Source organism: Actinotignum urematis (genome assembly GCF_051264595.1).
In the GTDB taxonomy this organism is placed as follows: Bacteria; Actinomycetota; Actinomycetes; order Actinomycetales; family Actinomycetaceae; genus Actinotignum; species Actinotignum timonense_A.
On the sequence record NZ_JBOZBG010000017.1, the window covers coordinates 1 to 20,950 of the forward strand.

A 20,950-nucleotide genomic window follows, 5' to 3' on the forward strand; every position below is an offset into this window, starting at 1 on the left:
GGTGAGGAGGTAGCGGTCCCGGCCCACCTGGATTAGGAGACAGGCCTACCTGCGTCGTCGTACCTTTAAAGACGGCCGCGAAGCCGCTTGTTCCCGCAAGCAGCCTTAGCTACGCGGGTGGCAGCGCTCGTATTCCGCCGTGTATGCGGCAATAAGGGAACGCAGCCGGGGGTGTTCGCCCAAATCCTCGGTAAGGACCACGGATTCGGTGCCGTCGGCCAGCGGGATCTTCCAATTCGGGTACTCGGTATCGGTCCCGGGCTGGTTTTGGGTGCGCCGCTCGCCCACCGCGTCCACCAGGGCGATGGCCTGGAGCTGGGCGGGGGTGCGGGCAATATAGCAGTGCATCGCCTCGATGAGCTCACGTTCGGTGGGATCGTGGCTCTCCAATAGCCCGCAGCCGCACAGGGTGTCGATAAGCACGCTGCGCTCGCGGCGGGCTTCTTCGCGCACCTGCTCGACCGGCTCCACCAGGATATTCAAGGATGCACGCAGGTCCACGTGTTCACCGGCCAGGTAGCCGGCCAGCGGGGGCAGGTCGTGGGTATCCACCGTGACCAGGGAGGCGCTGCGGTAGTGTTCGGGAGCCCGGAAAGCCTCCCCTTCTTTTTCGAAGAGCATGACGGAGGTGCCGAAAATCCCGCGTTCGGTGAGGAAATCACGCACCCAGGGTTCCACATTGCCCAGGTCTTCCCCGATGAGGAAGGTGCCCGAGCGCACCGCTTCCAGCATGAGTACGCCGATGAGGGCTTCGTGGTTGTAGTAGACGTAGGTGCCGTCCACCGGCTTATTGCCCGTCGGGATCCACCACAGTCGGAAGAATCCCATGACGTGGTCGATGCGCAGCGCACCGGCGTGGCGCATGACGGTGCGGGCCATATCGCGCACCGGTGCGTAGTGCTGGCGGTCCAGCTCCACCGGGTTGAAGGGCGGCGGGGACCAGTCTTGGCCGAGCTGGTTGTACATATCGGGCGGGGAGCCCACGCTCACGCCGCTGGCGAAGGCATCCGGGTTGGCCCAGGCATCCGCCCCGCAGGCCTGCACTCCCACCGCGAGGTCGTGCACCACGCCGATGCCCATACCGGCATCGCGCGCCACCTTCTGGGCGGCTTCCAGCTGTTGGTCCATGACCCACTGGCACCAGCAGTAGAAATCAATGCGTTCGCTTAGTTCAGCGCGTTCGCGGCGCGAGGCTAGGGTATCGGGGCGCTCGCATCCGACCGGGAAATGCTTGCCGTAGCGCTCAAACATCGCGCACCAGAACGCGAAATCTTCCAGGCCCTGCCCTTCGGCGGCCCGGAACGCATCGAAATCGGCTTGGCGGGCGTGGCTGCGAGGTTCACGGTAAATCACTTCGAGGGCGCTGCGTTTGGCTTCCCAGCAGGCGCTGCGATCCAGCAGGGTGTTGTGCAGCGAGGATTCCTTGGGTGCCTGCCCCGCCCACGTAACCATGGAGCGCTTGCCGGACTCCATATACGCCACTTCGCGGATGTCTTCTGGGCGAATGTAAAGGGGGTTGAAGAAGCGGCGCGACGTGGGCAAATACGGCGAGTTCGTGAGCTGCCCGCACGGTTCAGCGGCGTGCAGCGGGTTAATGAGAACGAATTGCGCCCCCAGCCCGCCGAAGAGCGAGCCGAGTTCGGCCAGGTCCGCGGTGTCCCCCGTCCCCCAGGAATCGCGCGAGCGCACCGAGTAGAGCTGGCTCATCACGCCCCAGCCGGCCACGCCTTTTTCTGCGGGGGCGGGAAGGCGTGCGGGCACCACGATAAGCGCCCCGCTATGCCAGGTGGCGGCTTCCTCCCCCGCTGCCGGCGGGGTGACCTTGGCGCGCACCGTGTGGTAGCCCAGCGGTAGATTGCCCGGGATGATGAAGGCGGCGCGGCCGATCATGGCGCCGTCGATGAGGCGCGGCAGTTCGAAATCTTCGGCCTGTACTGCGGGAAGTTCTCCGCCGTCTTCTAGTTCGTAGGTGAGGGTGACGGCCGCGCCGTGGGGCACGTGCACGCGGATGATCTGCTCGTTACCTTCGCGCACCACCGTGGTGGCGGGCAGCACGTGGCGCCATTCTCGGCTATCGACCGTGTCCAGCGCCGCCTGCGCCGCTTCCGGAGTGGAGGTGTCAATCCCCATGGCCGCGAGCACCGCGACAAGCGTATCGGCCTCCACCGTCACGTATTCGCCCGCGAAACTCCAATAATGCGTTGCCACTCCGTATGCATCAGCGATGCGGTTGAGCATATCCTGCGGTGGTGAACCCGCCATGGTTCCCTCCTTGTGTCTCCCCGTGTGTCCCCGGTTGCTCGCCTCCGGTGGCGAGCCCGGTTACTAGAATATCTGCTCCGTTGCCTTTGCGTGGAATCTGGCGCCACGGTGGGGATGGTGCGACGACGACGGCGCAGCTGGCGCGGGCACCCCGCCGCGCGCCGTTGGCACCGGGCCGGGCACCGTTACCACCCCACAGCTGCGGAAATTCGCTCCGCGGGTAGCTATGCCCTTCGCGCGGGCTACGCTGGATACGCGGGATGAGCGGGATACGTGTGCCGGAGGTAACCGAAAGAGAGGAAAATACTCACCGCGATAAGCAGCCAGGTTATTCCGTAGGGCAGCGTAGAAACTCCATCCCCCGATACGAAAGCCAGGGCCACGATGGAGGTGGTCAGCGGGATGAACATCGTGGATGCCAGAGATTCCACGATCACCGCAGAGCTGGCCATCTCCTCAATGGTGATGCCGTCGGGTTCATCCGGGTCGTCGAAGAAAATATTGAGAGTGTCCAGGTACGCGATGCCTATACCTATCCCGGCAAGGGTCCACGCGATGCAGAAGACAGGCGTAGCTGATACCGGGCGCCACCCGGAGAAAATCCACGCCGCGAAGAAGAGCGCCGCGAGCGCGATGAAACCGAGGCTAAAAATAACACGGAGCTGATATCCGCGCCGGGTGGTGGCCGGTTTAATACCGCAGACCACGCCCACAACGGCCCATCCGAGACCACCGCCCATAATAATGACGCCCAGGGCATCCGGGCCGGCCTGGTAGAGGTCGTGCGCGGTGAGGGAAACAAGTTCATTTCCCGCAAAATAGCCACCGGTCAAGAAGAGCATTCCCGCCAGTGCGGCGCGGCGGGGTGTTTTTTGCGTGAAGGTGCCCTGCGGCATGAGGAGCACGGCCACCCGGCCCAGTACCGCCACCCCGATGACCATGAGCACGATCTTGAGCGGGCCGGCCGCGGGGATAATCGTTATTCCCACGCCCGCCACGATAAGGAGAAGCGCGGTATAGGAGAAAGGTGATTCTTTGCGTTCCCCTGCGGTTTGAAGATTGAGGGCGATAACGAAACGGACTACCAGAAGGAGCGGGAGGTAGAGGAGCATGGCCCAGCGCCAGGACAGCAGGTGCGTCACCCATGCCGCATAAGCCGGGCCTACCACGGAGGAAACCACCCAGCTCGCGGAGGAAAAAGCTAGGGTGAGGCGCCGGGCACGCCCGGAAAGGCCGAGTGCCACCGCACCGATGGAGGTCATCGCCAGGGTGGAGCCGGCCAGGCCTCGGATCACCGCCCCGAGAAGATAGATCGAGATATGGGGCGCCGCGGCGCTGGTGCACGCACCCAGCACCAGGAACACGGTGGCACCCATGAGGAGGCGCGGTAGCCGCATCCGATTCATCAGCGCCGCGCCGATGGGCAGCCCCGCCATGGAAGCGATCGCGGATACTCCCATAATCACGCCGTAGAGGTTTTGCGCGTGCAGGTCCTTCGCCAGGATCGGCAAAATCAGCTGGTTGAGGTAGGTCTGCATTCCCCCGATAAGTTCGAGGATAATGACGGCAATAGCAATAACCAGCCCGGCGCTACGTTTTTTCATGGTTTTACTGTAGCGGGGTCGAAAGTCCTAAAAAATACCCGAGCCGTCACAAGATCTCACCCTAAGGTCCTGTCTCAAAACGCCACCAAAAAGACGCCCCGCGCGCGACCGCACACCGCCGTCTCAAAATATGGACATATATGCTATGGTGGCTTCGTTCGACCAAGCACGCATCTTGACGCCCACCGCTATAAAACAGCGCGATCGGTGCGAAACAGCACTATTTGCGCGCCACTCTCTCCACGTATGCGCGATACGGCCTGTTCAGATGCTGAGATTGTGAAAGGTTTTTGTGCCCACTTTTATCACGCATCTGCGTTCCCTGCTGCCCTGCGCCGATGACCTGCGTGCCACCAAAAAATATTGGCGCCAGGATATTGCCGCGGGCGTCACGGTGGGAATCGTAGCCCTCCCCCTCGCCCTCGCTTTCGCTATTTCCAGCGGCCTGAGCGCGGAAGCCGGCCTCATTACCGCGATCGTGGCGGGAATCATCGCGGCAATCTTCGGCGGCTCTAATTACCAGATCTCCGGGCCCACCGGCGCCATGGCCGTTATCCTGGCGCCCATCGTCACCACGCACGGTGCGCGAGTAGTGCCGCTCCTGTGCCTCATGGCGGGGCTCATGATTCTGCTGGCCGGAGTGCTGGGTTTGGGGCGCGCCGTCTCCCTCATCCCCTGGCCGGTTATCGAAGGTTTCACGGTGGGCATTGCCGCCATTCTTTTCTTCCAGCAGGTCCCGAATATTATCGGCGTGGAGGCACGCGCCGGGCTAAGCACCCTCCCGGCCGCCTTCGAAGCCCTCACCCGCATAGCTCCCGCAACGGCGCTCACCACGGGGCTGCTCTGCCTGACCGCCATCATCATTATCGCGGTGTGCACGAAGATCTCGAAGAAGCTCCCCGGTTCCCTCATCGCGGTGCTGGTGGTGAGCATTATCGCCTGGGCCGCCGGCCTCACGGTGCCCACCATCGGCACCATTCCCTCCGCTCTCCCCGCCCCGGTCGTCCCCGAAATCTCCGTTGCCCTGCTCAGCGCGCTGGCGCCGGGCGCGCTCGCGGTTGCGGCCCTGGCGGGTATTGAGTCGCTGATCTCGGCCCGGATCGCGGCGGGGATGGTGCGCGGCGGTAGCTATTCTCCGGATCGGGAACTGGTGGGCCAGGGCCTGGCTTCGGTGGGCTGCGGGCTTTTCGGCGGTATGCCCGCCACCGGCGCCATTGTTCGCACCGCCGTGAATGTGCGTTCTGGTGGGCGCTCGCGCCTGGCCGCGATTATTCATTCCCTGGTTCTTATCGCGGTGGTCTATCTGGCGAGCGCCGCGGTCTCAGTCATTCCGCTCTCGGTTCTTGCCGGTGTGCTGGTGGTGACCTGCTACCGCATGATTAATCCGGATACGGTGCGCCAGGTCATGCGTTCCAATCGCTCGGACGCTTCCGTTTTCGTGATTACGGCGATTATTACGGTGGGTCTGGATATTATTTGGGCGATCACCGTGGGAATTATTATTTCCGGGATTCTGGTGTTGCGGCGCATGGCGAACCGTTCGGGTATTTTCCGTGAGGATCTTCCTTCCGATCCGAAAATTGCTATTTTGCGGGTGGATGGCACCATGTTTTTCGGTGTGGGTGACCGGATCGAGCGCGAAATCCCGCGCCTGGCGGGCGTGGATGTGGTGATTTTGCGTCTCTCCCGCGTCGGAATCGTGGATGCCACCGGGGTGCGAGCCCTGGCGCAGGTGGTGGACCGCCTGGTCGATGCCGGCAATACCGTACTGGTCAAGGGCCTCCCCAAGCAGGTGCAGGAGATGGCCCAGCGCATGGAACTGGGCCAACTCAGCATCGATGACTATCTTTTCGCGGATATGGACAGCGCAATGGCGCAGGCCCGCCATATCGTGACCGCGAATGGCAGTTCCACCGCTACCGGCCGTTTCCGCGCGGTGGAAGAATAAGTACGACGCCGCCGCCTCCCCCGCTACTGCCTAAACGAGGGATGCACCGCACTCATGAGAATGCCCAATGCCAGCAGCACCACGCACACCGCAATCGGTAGCCACGGCGCGATGCCATAGAGCGCCGTGGAAGCAACGGGGGCCAGCACATAGGCCATGCCGTTATTGGCGTTGATGAGTCCGGCCATGCCGCCTTGCTCATGCGGCTCCATCTTCAGGGTGGGCGCGGTGTTATAGCCCGGCATCGCTAAGCCGGAGCCGAGCCCCGCTAAAACGCAGGCCAGCACGAAAATCCACAGGTGGGTCGGATGAAGCAGCAGGGCTATCGCTACGAAGAAGATCACCAGGCCGCGGCGGAAGAGCTGCACCGCGTTCCAGCCGAGCCGGGGCGCCAGCGCGGCCTGGGCGATAATCATGACCACTCCCATAATGGACATGCACAAGGCCGTGAACCCGGCGGTGGCCGCCGCTTCCAGTCCCAGTGCGTCTTGGAGCAGGAAGCCGAACACGGTGGTCAGGGTGGAAAATACGGTGAACATGAGGAAGCCGCAGGCCAGGAAAGCGAATGCCCGCGGGTCGAAATAGCTGACTTTGGCGGGCTTTTCCACCCGTTTTTCGCCCCGGGTGGGTTTGAAGGTCACCAGCAGCACCACAACCCCGGCCAGGATCATGAGCGGCATAACTACCAGTGGCAGCATAAATCCGCCGAGGGCCGCCAGGCTCCCGCCCACCAGTGCGCCGAGGATGGTCGCGAAGCCTTGTGCGGCGCCCAGCATGCCCACGCCTTTGACTCGCTGCCCCTCACTGTAGGTGTGGGTGATGATGTAGGTCTGTGCAGCGGGCGTGATCGCGGCGATGGATCCGCCGTACAGCAGGCCGCGGGTGAACACCACCCCGATCACCAGGGCGCTCCCAACCAGCGCGCCTTGGAGTCCGAACCAGGCCACCACCGCGAAGGCCGCGAGCGCGGTGGCCGCGCCCAGCATGCCGGTCACCAGAATGGGGCGGGTGCCCCGCCGCAGGGAGACTCTCCCCCACGTGGTTGAGCTGAGTGAAAGCACGATGGCAGCCAGGGAGATCGTCGCCCCGATATGCCATTCTTGCAGGCCAATTTCACGCGAGAGCGGAGCAATAATCGGGTTGAGAATCATCTGGCCCATATAGGCCAGCAACACCGTCAAAAATAGTGGGAGCAGGCCCGGTATCTGGCCTTTCTTCGAACCAGGTTCAGGCGCGGCTTCCGTTTCGGGTTTCGATGCGGCTTCCGATCCGCTTTCCGATACCGGCTCCAATTCCGGTTCCGCTGCCGGTTGCGGGTGAGTATTCGCGTCGGTCATAGCGCTTCCTTGTGAGAAGTAATGGGTGAACGGCACACACACTAGAACACTGTTCTAGTAATGTCAATGCAGGGTGGCGATATGCTGGGCGTATGCACGCTAAATCCGTGAACACCGGCCGGCGCGTCGGTCTGACCCAGGATAAGATTCGCCACGCCGCCCAGGGCCTCTCCCGTGACCGCGGCATCGAAAATTGGTCGATTCGCGATTTAGCACTCGAACTCAAAGTCTCTCCCTCGGTGATTTACCACTACTTCGCTAACAGGGATGCCATCGTCGATGCCGTGATCGCGCATCTCATCGGCTCCATCGCCCTGCCCGAAGTAAGCCTGGAGTGGAAAGAATGGTTCATGGCGCTGGCGCAGAACGCCCGCCCGGTTCTGCTTGAACATCCGGGGGTGACGGAGCGGATGATGCACGGCAATTTCAGTGCGGAGATGCTCCCCCTCCTTGAAGCGTCGTTCGAAAAATTGCACGAGGCCGGTTTCCACCATCACGCCCCGCAGGCCTACACCATGATTATCAATACGATTCTGTGGGCGATCACGGCGCGTAATTTGCGCAGCCCCACTCGCCGCGAGCAGCGCCACGACCTCGTCGGCATGGTCGCCCAGGCCCAGCCGCTGGCCGCCACCTCCACCGCGCTCGCCGATATGCTCACCAACTACCTGCTGCCTCTCACGGATCCGCAGAACGAAAACCAGATGAGCCAGGAATACTTCACCATCATGGTGCAAGCCCTCCTGGTGGGCCTGGAACAAACGCTCCTCCCCCGCGAAAGCTGCAACTAATACCAGCGGCGCCGGGCTCCTAATACTCCGCCCACGCCAAGAACCACAAGAAGGGCCGCGAGGAAGGCGGCATGGGAACTGTGAGCGGCCCCGGTTGCCGGCAAAGCTTGAGCCGGCGTTCCGCTTGCGTGCGGCATTGGGGTGACCGCAGTTGTCGGAGTGGGTGGAGGTGTTTGGCTCGGCTCCGGTGTAGGAGATGGAGGAGTTTCTGCCATTGAGGGCGTCGGAGAAGGCGTCGGATCGATGCCATCTTCAGACGGGCACAGATCTTTCTGCTCCAGCGTGAGCTGTGCAGCAACGTCACTACCGTCGGGCCCTATTGCGATAACTTTGACGTTCTGCCCCGCTCTAGCATCAGGAGCAGGAAGCGTCATATTCACATCTCCCGCTGCCACCGGACGCTCAAGAAGCGGCCGGTCCTCCAAAGTGACTTGATACATCGGAACCAGGCTCGTTAAGTGCGGAGTGTACGTAGCGATCGAGCGCCAATGACCGATTGCAGTTTCCCTACCAAAAACCTCGACTTTTACAGGAGGTTCCTCCGAATCCGAACCGCGATTAATGCCCGCCTGACCCCTGCAGTCAAAGTGGTAACTCAAGCCAAGCACGATCTTCGGATTCCCCTCCACATCCTTAACGGTTGTATATTTCCTCCCCGAATCGGCCGGCGTCCATATGCAATTAAAACTGTCATTGACTCGCAGCTTCACGAACGGTGCCGTAAAGTGAGGCGGTCCCATTTCGCCCGTGAGGCGAACCTTGCCGGAGAAATGAACGCGATATTTGACTTCCCTTTCTGTCACCGATATCTGCGGTTTGCCCGCCACGCATTGCGAACTAATGGAAATCTTCGAGGACTTCTCGATGTGACCGCTGCCGGGGTCCACTGCGAACTCTGAGCCTATCGCGTGCGCAGCGGCTCCGAAACCACACATCCCACCAGCCACAACGAGCGTGGTGACTATTCGTTGCAAGATCTTCTTCATGGCGATCGGGGAGACTAGCCCAAGAATCACCCCCCCCCCCCCCCCCGCAAGGGAGGCAATCCCGAGGATCACGCTCTTTTTCTACACTATTGAGAAAGGAATTCGCAATACGTTTCTAAATATCTACACGTATGAACTTATTGGTAGCGCGCGGGCAGTACCAGAAAACTTCGGGTGAATGCCCGACTGCTTGCCTCTGTACTGCCGGCTGCCGCGTCACACTCCTAGCCAGCGGCACCCGCCGGTGAAAAACTGAACAAGCTGACCATAAAAAATACCCTAGTAGTGCTCGTTCCGATGTCTGGCATTGGTGTCTCCCCAGACCATCCGAGAACTCCGTGCACTATTGGTCATACGGATATAATTCCGTTTAGAATCCAGGCTCTATTGATTCGACTCAAATGCGTAGGTATTCTCTCTTACGACAGGACTCCCCGCACCTCTCACTGAAGTGTCCCAGGGGAGACGTTTTTTATCTGGGAGTTACGGTCTATAGGCCGAACCGGAACATCTGGGTCTCCCCGCAGCTTGGGTGAACTGTTATCACCAACTGCTCTCGTCGGGAATTCACATGTATCCACCCCGTCGAAACGCACCGCCTAAGATAGTCCCATACCACCCGGCCGCACCCGCGCGCCCGGGCCCGCCGTGAAAGGAGCCGCGCGTGGCACTGACCCTATCCACCATCGAGGAAAGCGTGCGCGCGCTGGCCGGCCAACCCAGCTACACCCGCGATTTCTTCTTTGACCTGCTGCGCGCTTACGGCATCTCAAAATCCTCCATCGCCCGTCTGCGTTCCACCACCGCCAGCTCGATCAACGTTGCGGCCGACCGAGAACACGAAATCGCGTGGAAAAACAAGCTGTATATCCGCGAAACCACCGGCGACCTCGCCGCCGCGGCCCTCGACCTCAAAACCAGTGACACCGCGATCCGCTACAACACCCGTTTCGTTATTGCCACCGATTACACCAGCCTCGCCGCCTTCGATACGAAAACGGGTGATTCCCTCATCACTCCGCTCGCGCAGATCGACAAAAACATCACGTTCTTCCTGCCGTGGGCGAATATGGAGCGCCGCGATTTCGCCTCGGATACCAAAGCGGACCGCCGCGCCGCCGAACACATGAGCAAGCTCTACGATGACCTCCTCGAAGCCAGCCCCGATATGCTCACCGACGCCGCGTCCCGCCACGGCCTCAATATTTTCTTCACCCGCCTCCTTTTCTGTTTCTTCGCGGAGGACACCGGCATTTTCGCGCGCGGCCAGTTCACCAGCGCCATCGGCTCCTTCACCGCCCGCGACGGCTCGGACACCGCGGAATTCCTACGCACCCTCTTCCGCGCCCTCGACACCCCGAACGCCGCGGATAAACCCGTCTACCTGCAAGACTTCCCGTACGTCAACGGGCGCCTTTTCCGTATTAATAACGACGACGACGCCTCTTTGGCTGTCCCCCACTTCACCATGGCGGCCCGGGACTCCCTCTTGCGGCTCGGCACTCTGGATTGGTCAGAAATCAACCCGGATATTTTCGGTTCTATGTTCCAGGGTGTGGTCGATAAGCAGCAGCGCGCCAACCTGGGCCAGCACTACACCTCGGTTCCAAATATTCTCAAAACCATCCGCCCGCTCTTCCTGGACGAGCTAGAAAAGCAATACGATGCCGCCGCCAATTCGGTGAAGAAACTGCGGGATCTGCTGGCTCGTATCCAAAGCATTAAGGTATTCGATCCCGGGTGCGGCAGCGGCAATTTCCTTGTTATTGCTTATAAAGCGCTGCGCCACTTGGAGCATAGAATCCTGGCGCGCATCGATAGCCTCTCCACCTCGGGCTCCTGGTCGCTGCTGGGGATGGGTGAGGAAGAAAAGCTGGGTGCGGCTACCCTGGGCTTGGCTTCTTCGGTGATCAATATTGAGAACTTCTACGGCATCGAAATCGATGACGTCTCGGTCGAAATGGCGATCCTCTCGCTCTGGATTGCCAAGCACCAAATGAATGAGGAATTCGCAGAGAAATTCGGCGTGGATATTCCCCTCATCCCTCTCAAGGAAACCGGGCATATTGTGCACGGGAATGCCACCCGCCTCGACTGGAATGAGGTCTGCCCCAATAACGGAACAGATGAGATTTACATTATCGGAAATCCACCCTATGTGGGAAGTACGTACCAAACCAAGGATCAGAAGGAGGACTTCGCCTATGTTTTCGATAGCGCGAAGTACCCGAAGAAGCTTGATTATGTTGCCCTGTGGTTCATTAAGGGCGCGAATTACATTCGCGGCACCCAAGCCAAGCTCGCTTTCGTGACCACGAATTCCATTACCCAGGGCGAGCAGGTCGCCCTCCTCCACCCCCATGTATTCACGGGCGGTATTGAAATCGGCTACGCCTACACCTCTTTCAAGTGGAGCAATAACGCCTCCCATAATGCCGGGGTGACCGTGGCCGTCATTGGCCTCCGTAATGAATCCTCCGAGCCCAAATACCTCTTCACCGGCCTCGTTCAAAACAGGGTGGAGAATATAAACGCCTACCTTATCAACGGGCCGGATATTTGTGTCCCTTCCCGGCGTACAGTCCTTTCACCCACATTGCCGAAAATGACCAACGGTTCAAAACCTACTGACGGAGGAAACCTCATCCTCTCCCCTGATGAGACCGAAGAAGCTTTGACAACAAACCCTGAACTCGACCAAGTTATCAAAGCGTTTGTAGGGGCTGATGACTTCATTAACGGGAAAGATCGCTTCTGCTTCTGGATCGAGCAAGAAGATGTCCCGAAATTCGGCGACATCGCTTTCGTGAAGAAGCATCTTGATCGCGTCGCGAAATTCCGGTTGTCAAGCAGGAAAACAGCAACTCAAAATCTCGCTAAGTACCCGTGGAAATTTGAATTCACGAGCTACAAGCCAACCGACTCAATCATCGTTCCACGGCATTCTTCCGAACGGCGATCCTATGTACCCATCGGATATCTTGATTCGAACACTGTCATCTCCGATGCTTCCTTTGCTGTTTATGATGCTGAGCCGTGGTTGTTCGCCTTGCTGACCTCGAAGATGCACATGGCCTGGCTACGCGCTGTTGGCGGGAAGATGAAAACCGACTTCCGGTACTCGAATACCTTGGTCTATAACACTTTCCCCGTGCCAGAGTTGTCGGCGTCGTCGAAAGAAGAACTCACGAAACGCGCGCTACGCGTACTCGATGTACGCGAATACCACTGCGAAAAAACACTCGCGGAACTCTACGATCCGGACCTCATGCCACGCAACCTCCGCGAAGCACACGAAAAAATTGACGAGGCAGTCGATAGACTTTATCGCAACAAGCCCTTTGCCTCTGATGAGGAGCGGCTGGCCATCCTATTTGAGAAATATCAGCAGCTCGTTTCGGCGGAGGGGAAGTAGCGTGGCGCGCGCCGCCGGGAGTGAGGAAGATATGCACCGCATCGATATACCGGAAACGCACACCGAGCCCTTGGCGTCGATTCTCAATAATCTGCGGCTGGAGCGCTGCGGCACGGGGCGATATCGCGGCCAAAACCTGGTGCAGATTACCGGGAAAGTCTACGGCGGGCAGGTGCTCGGGCAGGCTACGATGGCGGCGGCTGATGATGTGCAGCGCTCGCTCGGCATCGGTGAGGATGAGCGGCTGGCGCATTCCATTACCGCGGCTTTCCAGCGGGCCGGGCACCTGGATGAACCTATCGAGTTCCAGGTGGAGGAAATCAACGACCTGCGCTCCTTCTCTACCCGGAATGTCACCGCGTATCAGGGTGACCGTTTGATTTTCACGGCGCGGGTGTCGTTCCAGTTGCGCCAGCCCGGGCCTACCTTGGCTTCCCCGATGCCGGATGTTCCCGGGCCGGAAGGGCTGCCTTCGTCGGTGGATTTCTTCGGGGCGCTCGATAATGTGTTCGCGAAGGTGATGTCGTCCACGAACGGGATTGATATGCGGCGGGTGGAAGGTGATATCTACCTGCGGCCGGATCCGGGGCGGTCCCCGCGCCAGCATCTGTGGCTGCGGGCGCGTTCGCCGATGCCGGAGGGAACCTCGCGTACCCTCCAGCGGGCGATGCTCGGCTATTCTGCGGATCAGTTCATGTTGGAACCGGCCTTGCGGGCCCTCGGCTTGGCCTGGCTTTCCCGCGGGATTTCGGTAGCGACCCTCGATCATGCGATCTGGTGGCATCGCAATTTTGATATGTCGGAGTGGATTTTGGCGGAGATGGAATGCGTTTCCGCGCAGAACGGGCGCGCCCTGGTGAACGCAAAGTTCTTCCAGGACGGGCGCCATATTGCCTCCATGAGCCAAGAAGGCATGGTCCGGGTGCCGCTACCGGCCCTCAACTAAGGAAAGCAATACACCTGATTCCAGGATGGCCTGTCGTAATCTCGCGCCTTGAGGGGAGAACATCAGGAGGCAGGTGCCGGCTACGCGCGATATTTCGCCATATTCGCAGCGAAAACACTACGAGCTCCCTCCTTCCCTAGCTGTAAGCAACGACGTAGAAATTATCCACAAAATCGGCTCACGTTGCGCTTTTCCACAGGTCGGTAAATAGCTCTTTTTTGTGGCTCTGTGCCATGCAAGAATGGCGGAAAAGGAGAAGTAACCACTTCGCCACTAGGCGATTGAGGGAGTGACACTATGAGTTTTGATAGGGAACGTAAATTGTTTCCAGATCTAACGTTCACATCGCTTGAAGATGTTCTCAAGCGCAAGGAAGAGATCTTGCAGGAGGTCAGAATGACCCGCGAAGAATTCGACCTACGCGCTGATAACTACCAGCTCGGGCCAAAAGAAACTAACGCCTACTTCGAAATGGTAGGTCTGGATCGCTTCGAGGAGTTGTACCGTGGTGAACGCACGATTGGATGAGCGTGCTAATGAATTTGCCGCACACTTACAGCGGATCGGAGAGCTGATTGAGCCCGGGTTCTCGCTGTCGAGGCAATCGGTCGCAAAAGCAGCCTTTCCGGCAATAAGACTGTCGGGTGATATTCACGTTGCTCATTTGCTCACTATCCGTTTCGATTACGAAGTTTTCCTCAATCAGGAAACCGGTTTACTAGCTGTCAATGAGTCCACGTTCTCGGTGATTCATGGCAGGGTTGGAAAAGAGCCCCTGGTGCGCTGGGATTATATTCGCTCACCACGCTCAAATATCCCCTGCGCACATGTCCAGGTACATTCCCACCGCGATGAATGGACGCACGCTTTACTCCTGGGTGGTAATCATTCTCGCCGCTCACGCCGGCGTACTAAGAATAATGCTCGCACTCCGCGTATTGCTGATGTTCATTTCCCGGTGGGTGGGCGCAGGTTCCGGCCCTGCCTGGAAGAAATCATCCTTTTTGTTATTGATGAATTCGGAGCAGCGTGCACGCCGCAAGCACGCAAAGCACTCCAGCATGGTATCCAGGAATGGGATGAGAACCAGCTGAGAGCCGCGGTACGCAATAACCCCACCATCGCACTCCAAGCCTTCGAAGCATGAACCACCCGCACTTAAATCGATACCTGACCATAACAGCGAATGAGGTAGCTGTTCGGCTATCACAATAACCGAACAGCTACCTCATATCCGTATATTTATCGCTGCTAACCGGCGGAACTAATCCGCGCGCTCCCGCCTGCATCCAGCAGGCTCCTACGCATTAGCGTGGCGCGGGACTCGCCTGCGTCGCACGCTATCTGCGAGCGGGCCGAATAGCAGCTAGATTTTAGCGCGTCAGCTTACGATGAGCACCGGCACCCGGGTTGAGTGCGGCTTCACCCAGGCGTTCCACCTTGTTCTTCTCGTAGCCTTCGAAGTTGCCTTCGAACCAGTACCACTTCGAGGGATCCTCATCGGTGCCTTCGTAGGCGAGGATGTGGGTAGCCACGCGGTCAAGGAACCAGCGGTCGTGGGTGATGACCACGGCGCAACCCGGGAACTGCAAAAGCGCGTTTTCCAGGGAGGACAGGGTTTCCACGTCCAGGTCGTTGGTCGGTTCGTCAAGGAGCAGCAGGTTGCCGCCCTGCTTGAGGGTGAGGGCGAGGTTGAGGCGGTTGCGTTCGCCACCGGAAAGCACCCCGGCCTTCTTCTGCTGATCCGGGCCCTTGAAGCCGAATGCGGAAACGTAGGCGCGCGAAGGCATTTCCACCTGGCCGACCTGGATGTAATCCAGACCGTCAGAAACAACTTCCCACAGGCTCTTCTCCGGGTCGATACCGGCGCGGTTCTGATCCACGTAGGAGATCTTCACCGTTTCCCCGATCTTCAGCTCCCCGCCATCGAGGGGTTCGAGGCCGACGATGGTCTTGAAGAGGGTGGTTTTACCCACGCCGTTCGGGCCGATAATACCCACGATGCCGTTACGCGGCAGCGAGAAGGACAGCCCATCGATAAGCACGCGATCCCCGAAGCCCTTCTTGAGGTTCTTCGCTTCGATAACCACATTGCCCAGCCGCGGCCCCGGCGGAATCTGGATTTCTTCGAAGTCGAGCTTGCGGGTACGTTCGGCTTCCGCTGCCATTTCTTCGTAGCGTTCCAGACGTGCCTTCGACTTGGCCTGGCGGCCCTTCGCCGAGGAACGCACCCACTCAAGTTCATCCTTGAGGCGCTTGGCGAGCTTGGCATCCTTCTTGCCCTGGATTTCCAGACGATCCTTCTTGGTTTCCAGGTAGGTCGAGTAGTTGCCCTCATAGGGGTAGAGGCGGCCGCGGTCCACTTCCGCAATCCACTGCGCCATATTGTCCAGGAAGTAGCGGTCGTGGGTGATGGCGATAACCGCGCCCGCGTAGGACTTCAGGTGCTTTTCGAGCCACAGCACGGATTCGGCATCCAGATGGTTCGTTGGTTCGTCAAGGAGAAGCAGGTCCGGGGCTTCCAGCAGCAGGCGGCACAGGGCCACGCGGCGGCGTTCCCCACCAGAAAGCACGGACACCGGGGTATCCCCCGGAGGGCAGCGCAGTGCGGCCATGGCCTGCTCCAGCTGGGAGTCCAGATCCCAGGCGTTCGCGGCATCAATTTCCGTTTGCAGCTTGCCCATTTCTTCCATGAGGGCATCGAAATCCGCATCCGGATTCGCCATTTCTTCACCGATGGCGTTGAAACGGGTGATCTTCTCCAGGATGTCCTTACGGCCCAGCTGCACGTTTTCCAGAACAGTCTTGTCCTCTTCGAGGGGAGGTTCCTGGAGGAGGATACCCACCGTGTAGCCCGGGGAGAGGCGCGCTTCCCCGTTGGAGGGCTCATCCAGCCCGGCCATGATCTTCAAGATTGTTGATTTACCGGCACCGTTCGGACCGACCATGCCGATCTTGGCTCCGGGGAAAAACGCCATGGTGACGTCGTCAAGGATGGTCTTATCCCCCACACGCTTGGAAGCGTGGATCATCTGGTAAATGTATTCAGCCACTTATCCCGTCCTGATTCGCGATTCAGTGCCGCGCATCGCGCTAGGTGTTGCGCGAGCGGCCCAGACCAGTGTACCGAGCCGCCCGCGAAAAGTCCCCCCGATGTGACTGGAACCGGGATGGAATGGGATTTTCTCAAGTAGATAAGTATGCCATCGCGGCACGCTGCGGATATCTACGTGGTGGTAAAAGAATCGCTAACGAGTCTGGTAGACGGATCAAGGCGGCCAAGACTCTTTCCCGCCTCGGAGGTGACACTAATCTTCCAACCCAAGATGACGCACCACCTCATCAAAAGGTATGAGCCGCTCTTTGCCGGACTCAACATCCGCCCAGATCTTCTCCGCCTCAATGAGGTCGAGGGCATCTTCAACGGCCTCGTGTGCCACTACTTCGGCGTTGTCACCCGCAAGCTCTTCAAGGCGATCAAGCATTTCTTCACCAATATTGATACTCATCATTACATCCCTCCCCTCAATAACTAGGCGCGGAAATAGTAAAGTGGTCCGGGGTTTGTTCCAAGGAATGAAACCCGGGCATGCTTGTAGTGTACCTATCAGAACAACAGGTGAGTAGAGGCATTTTCAGCATCACCATGCGCCACCTGACGGATCCGAGCGCAAAGCTTCATCCGCTGACATCACGTCAGGAGAGATTCCGTCAGGTGACATCGCCGGAGGCGGCACACCTATTCCCGCTGGCCCGAGCGGTTCACCCGACGCTTCAGAAGAATCCGATTCCTCGATGAGCCAGCGGCTATCCCCCGGCGTGCTTTCCCCGGCCGCTGTATCCGCGGAGCTCACCGTGCCAGCCGATCCGCCATTTGTTTCCGCAGCTGGATCGGGGCGAACTTTAACGAAGCTGGCCCGCCCGGTGGTGAGCTCGACTCCCACGGCATCGGCAAAGAGAGTGAGACCGCGCATGGTGGAACCGTCCTTACCGGTCCATTCGCGCATATCGAGCCGCCCGCGCACCAGCAGCGGAGTGCCGGTAGTCACCGATGTTTGGATATTACGGCCGAGGGTACCGCGCGCCCGCACCGTGTACCAAATAGTATTGCCGTCCTCAAAGCGGTTAGTTTCTCGCGAGAAATAGCGCGGGGTCACCCCAAGATTGACAGTGGTGACATCCCCACTGGTGGCATTCTCATAAACTTTCGGGTTGCCGCCGGCATATCCACGTACCGCGACGATGGTGTCATTAACCATGATGCTGTCCTTTCCACCGCCACGGGCGGGCGGTGGACACCATCATGACCCGCTCACGCTCGCCCGGCTATCCGCATGAGCCTGCTTGTGGATAACCATGACATTTCAGCGGCCTGTGAATAGCTCACCAGTTACTCCCCGCGCACCACCTGGCGCACGCGCGCGTACTGGTCGAGCACCTCCCGCGCCGGAGCAACGCAATGCTTCTCCACCACCGCGCCCAGTTCCTTATTCACCGCGCGCTGGTAGGCCCGCGCCCGGGCAGCTGCGCTGCGGCGTCGTGCCCACCATCCCAGGGCGAAACCGCACAGCACCGCAACCACCGCACCAAGAACCGCCCCCCACCACGGCGCCACCGCCGCGACGCCCGCGCCAACGCACGCCGCAGCAAGCAGTATCCCGGCGAGCACACCACCGAGCAGGGCCCCGCGCCCGCCACCGCGCACCGGAACGGCGCGCAAAGCCCCACCAATGGCGCGGCGTAGGGACGCGGCGTCGCTCACCTGCTCATCCACGCGGCGCGCCCACAGCTGGGGCAGGCCGCTGCTCGCGTGCGCGAGCCAAGCCTCGCGATGCGCGTCCACCACCGTGGCGGCGGGCTGCTCGGGCGGCGCCACCGCGCGGGCATGCCAGCCCACCCCGGCAATTGCCTCGGCCACCGCCGGCACCCCGGAAGCCACCGAGAGCCCGCGCGCGATCTCCTCCGCCTTTTCCGCCTCCAGATGCACCGGCGCGGCCTCGAGGCCCTCCCCCAGGCGCGCCCCGATCTCATCAAGGTACGCACCGGTGGTCTCCAGCGCGGCATTGGTAATCCCAGCTGCCTTCTCCAGGGCGTCGCGCAGCGGCTCCAGCCCGCGCCGCCGCAGCGCCGAAACCGGGAAAATCGGGACAGAATCAGCGATGCCGTCCGCGCGCAGCAGCTTGCGGATATCCGCGGTGATGGCCTCCGTGCCGCCCTCCGGGAGGGTGTCGATCTGGTTGAGGACCACGATCATGCGGTCGGCGCGTTCGCGCATCGCCGCGATATAGGAATCGTGAATGAGGTGGTCGGCGTATTTTTGCGGGTCGAGCACCCACACCAGCACGTCCACGAGCGGCAAAATGCGGTTGACGAGCGCGGAATTACCCAGGCTTACCGAATCGTGATCGGGCAGGTCAAGGAGCACCAGGGAATCAAGCTCGCGCTTCGAGCTGCTCAGCAGCGAATTATGGGAAATGGTGCGCTCCGGTTTCACGCCGAGCGCCTCGAGCACGGGGCGGGCCGCCGCGGACCAGACGCAGGCCGTGATATCCATGGTGGTGGGCCGCACGTCCCCCGCGTCCGCGAAATTGAGCTCGGTAAGCGCATTGAACAGCGTGGACTTACCCGAACCGGTGCCACCCGCGAGCGCCGCCACCGTCAGGCCGAGCCCCGCCTCCAGACGCCCGGAGATTTCCTTCAGTTCCCGCTCGGCGCGCTGCAGCACATACGGATCGAATAGATCTTTTCCTTGAGCGACGACGCCGCGCAGCTGCTCCAAGCGCGCGGTCACGGTGGCTGTGTCCATGAGCTTCTTCCCTTCCTCCACTAGAACCTGTCTTTAAATTCGACGGCACGCAGCCGGAGCGTGCGCCCCGAACCGAGCTCCACATCGCCAAGCTGGTTACGAAATACTTTCGTGACCTCGGTGATTGCCCCGTCGAGGAGCCGGGCTAGTTCTTCGCGGGCCTCGCGCACAGCCGCGCCCCGGTAGAGCCCGTCGGCTAGGCTGCGTGCCCCGTTCACTCCCCCGGCCGCGGCCCCGAGTACCGCGGCCATCCCTGCGGTGCCGAACCAGCGATTGCGCGGTGCGGCCTGCGCGGTAGCCTTCAGGTAGCTCATCCACGCGGAGAAGGCCCGGAAACGGATGGCGTCCAGATCGAGGGCGGCGCGAGCGCTTGCCGCGAGTTCGCGAGTGTCAATCACCCCGCCCGCCCAGGAGCTAAGAATTGCGTCGCTGGCATCGCTGAGCTGCTGGGTGAGGGTGACATCCGCGGCGGTGCGGACCGCTTCAAACACGGTGGTCATGGCGGCGTCGCGGGCCCCGATACGTCCGCGCGCCCCCAGGCCGGGGGTGGCGGCCGGGTTAATACCGGCGAGCGGCCCCCCGCTGGAGGCGGCGGAAAGCCAGGCGGTGGTGGGCGCCCCGGCCCCGAAGCGTCCGCTGAGGGCGGCTTTGCGCAGGGCTTCGCGCGGGGCGGTGGCGGACTGCTCCACCACGGAGCGCAGGTACTCCACGGCTTCCGCCTGCATTTCCACCGCGGCGGCTATATGTTCCAGGCGTTCGCCCATATGCGGGAACATGGCGGCATCCGCCCGGGTGATGAGGGCCTGGCCGAAGCCGGTTTCGGACATGGATTCGAGCCACTGGCGCAGCTCGGCCACGCTAGCGGGGGGAAGGAGCCCGGCGGTGGGGCCGTTATCGGCCACGATGAGGAGCGGTGAGTCCCCCAATCCGGAACTTTCCATCCGGCGCGCCAGGTCCGCGCGCACCGTGGGGGCAGCGCTGGCCGGGACTCGGTTGAGTACCACCGCGGTGGTCACCCCGCGCCCGTGCGCATCGGTAAGCACCGACCAGGCGGTGGCATCCCCGTAGCGGGAGGCGGTGGTCACAAAAATCCACAGGTCGGCGCTATTGAGGAGGGTACGGGCCAGTGCGCGGTTATCCGCGTCCACGGAATCAAGATCGGGGGCGTCTACCAGCACCAGCCCGGGGATTGCGCCGGCACTTTCACCTACCTCGGCCAGGGTGGTGAGCACGTGGCCTTCCAGGAGCGGAGCATCATCCGGGTGCACGGCGATCACCGGGGTGCGGGTGGTGGGGCGCAGCACCGAGGCTGCGGAGAGTTCTTCCCCGAAAAGCGAATTGAAGAGAGTGGATTTTCCGGCCCCCGAGGAGCCGCCAAGCACCACCACCGCCGGGGTGGCTTCCCGTTCCATCCGCGGGAGCACCCGGTTTTTTAGCTGGGTGATGAGCTGGGTGCGCTCGGCTTCGATATCGCGCGAGCCGGGCAGGGCAAGGGGAAAGCGCGCTTTATCGAGCGCGTCGATAGTGCGAGCGATGAGACGAGGAACATCACGATATTGAGCCACCCCTCTATTGTTCACCATTTTGACGCGGGCGCGTAGTTTTAACCCCGCCGCCGATTCGGGTACATTAAGAGCGCCGCTTCTGCGCCAGGCGCAGCGCGCCAGGCCCCTGTAGCTCAGTGGATAGAGCACCGGACTTCTAATCCGTCGGTCGAAGGTTCGAATCCTTTCGGGGGCGCTTTTGTTTCGGGCTGTTCCGCGGCACCACCCGGCAGCACCGGGTGACCGGGTCGCCCGGCAGCACCGCCCGCGTGGCCACAGTCCCCGCTGCCAGCTGGCGGCGTCGTCGTACC

Annotated in this window: 15 protein-coding genes and 1 tRNA gene; 7 read left to right on the plus strand and 9 right to left on the minus strand. The window is 60.9% G+C overall.

Going from position 1 to position 20,950, the window contains the following annotated elements:
* Positions 1–105: 105 nt before the first annotated feature.
* Positions 106–2,262, minus strand: coding sequence for a 4-alpha-glucanotransferase (gene malQ / locus ACRQDJ_RS07435; protein WP_394532717.1), 2,157 nt, complete (start codon positions 2,260–2,262; stop codon positions 106–108).
* Positions 2,263–2,504: 242 nt separating this feature from the next.
* On the minus strand, positions 2,505–3,866 hold the full coding sequence (locus ACRQDJ_RS07440) for an MFS transporter (protein WP_394532715.1): 1,362 nt from the start codon (positions 3,864–3,866) through the stop codon (positions 2,505–2,507).
* Positions 3,867–4,158: 292 nt separating this feature from the next.
* Between ACRQDJ_RS07440 and ACRQDJ_RS07445 the strand changes: the two genes are divergently transcribed.
* Entirely contained in the window at positions 4,159–5,814 is a 1,656-nt protein-coding gene (locus tag ACRQDJ_RS07445) for a SulP family inorganic anion transporter (protein WP_016442398.1), read from the plus strand.
* 23 nt (positions 5,815–5,837) lie between these two features.
* Here ACRQDJ_RS07445 and ACRQDJ_RS07450 read toward each other — a convergent pair whose 3' ends face one another.
* Positions 5,838–7,151: an MFS transporter gene (locus ACRQDJ_RS07450; RefSeq protein WP_016442397.1), complete on the minus strand. Its 1,314-nt coding sequence runs from the start codon at positions 7,149–7,151 to the stop codon at positions 5,838–5,840.
* Positions 7,152–7,243: 92 nt separating this feature from the next.
* Between ACRQDJ_RS07450 and ACRQDJ_RS07455 the strand changes: the two genes are divergently transcribed.
* Entirely contained in the window at positions 7,244–7,942 is a 699-nt protein-coding gene (locus ACRQDJ_RS07455; RefSeq protein WP_016442396.1) for a TetR/AcrR family transcriptional regulator, read from the plus strand.
* On the opposite strand, the gene ACRQDJ_RS07460 is transcribed toward ACRQDJ_RS07455, so the two are convergent.
* Entirely contained in the window at positions 7,939–8,928 is a 990-nt protein-coding gene (locus ACRQDJ_RS07460; protein ID WP_155875832.1) for an LPXTG cell wall anchor domain-containing protein, read from the minus strand. The two genes, ACRQDJ_RS07455 and ACRQDJ_RS07460, sit on opposite strands and share 4 nt — an antisense overlap.
* A 664-nt stretch (positions 8,929–9,592) precedes the next feature.
* On the opposite strand from ACRQDJ_RS07460, the gene ACRQDJ_RS07465 reads away from it, so the two are divergent.
* The 4 genes from ACRQDJ_RS07465 to ACRQDJ_RS07480 all read left to right on the plus strand — a co-directional run bounded on the left by ACRQDJ_RS07465 (position 9,593) and on the right by ACRQDJ_RS07480 (position 14,436).
* Positions 9,593–12,343, plus strand: coding sequence for a DNA methyltransferase (locus ACRQDJ_RS07465; protein ID WP_394532713.1), 2,751 nt, complete (start codon positions 9,593–9,595; stop codon positions 12,341–12,343).
* Position 12,344: 1 nt separating this feature from the next.
* Positions 12,345–13,289: an acyl-CoA thioesterase gene (locus ACRQDJ_RS07470; protein WP_016442392.1), complete on the plus strand. Its 945-nt coding sequence runs from the start codon at positions 12,345–12,347 to the stop codon at positions 13,287–13,289.
* A 297-nt stretch (positions 13,290–13,586) separates the two neighbouring features.
* The gene (locus tag ACRQDJ_RS07475) at positions 13,587–13,817 is read left to right on the plus strand and encodes a hypothetical protein (protein WP_016442391.1); all 231 of its coding nucleotides are present in this window, start codon (positions 13,587–13,589) and stop codon (positions 13,815–13,817) included.
* A gap of 136 nt (positions 13,818–13,953) precedes the next feature.
* Positions 13,954–14,436, plus strand: a complete 483-nt coding sequence (locus tag ACRQDJ_RS07480; protein ID WP_051106966.1) for a hypothetical protein — start codon at positions 13,954–13,956, stop codon at positions 14,434–14,436.
* A gap of 226 nt (positions 14,437–14,662) precedes the next feature.
* On the opposite strand, the gene ettA is transcribed toward ACRQDJ_RS07480, so the two are convergent.
* The 5 genes from ettA to ACRQDJ_RS07505 form a co-directional block, all read right to left on the minus strand.
* Positions 14,663–16,342 (minus strand): energy-dependent translational throttle protein EttA, encoded by a 1,680-nt coding sequence (gene ettA, locus ACRQDJ_RS07485; protein ID WP_016442389.1) that lies wholly within the window; start codon positions 16,340–16,342, stop codon positions 14,663–14,665.
* A gap of 255 nt (positions 16,343–16,597) precedes the next feature.
* Positions 16,598–16,801 (minus strand): hypothetical protein, encoded by a 204-nt coding sequence (locus ACRQDJ_RS07490; protein ID WP_016442388.1) that lies wholly within the window; start codon positions 16,799–16,801, stop codon positions 16,598–16,600.
* 129 nt (positions 16,802–16,930) lie between these two features.
* Positions 16,931–17,548, minus strand: a complete 618-nt coding sequence (locus ACRQDJ_RS07495; RefSeq protein ID WP_016442387.1) for a single-stranded DNA-binding protein — start codon at positions 17,546–17,548, stop codon at positions 16,931–16,933.
* Between the two features lie 131 nt (positions 17,549–17,679).
* On the minus strand, positions 17,680–19,095 hold the full coding sequence (locus tag ACRQDJ_RS07500) for a GTP-binding protein (protein WP_155875830.1): 1,416 nt from the start codon (positions 19,093–19,095) through the stop codon (positions 17,680–17,682).
* Positions 19,096–19,115: 20 nt separating this feature from the next.
* The gene (locus ACRQDJ_RS07505; RefSeq protein ID WP_394532709.1) at positions 19,116–20,660 is read right to left on the minus strand and encodes a GTPase domain-containing protein; all 1,545 of its coding nucleotides are present in this window, start codon (positions 20,658–20,660) and stop codon (positions 19,116–19,118) included.
* Between the two features lie 102 nt (positions 20,661–20,762).
* On the opposite strand from ACRQDJ_RS07505, the gene ACRQDJ_RS07510 reads away from it, so the two are divergent.
* A tRNA-Arg gene (locus ACRQDJ_RS07510) sits at positions 20,763–20,835 on the plus strand.
* Positions 20,836–20,950: the final 115 nt, after the last annotated feature.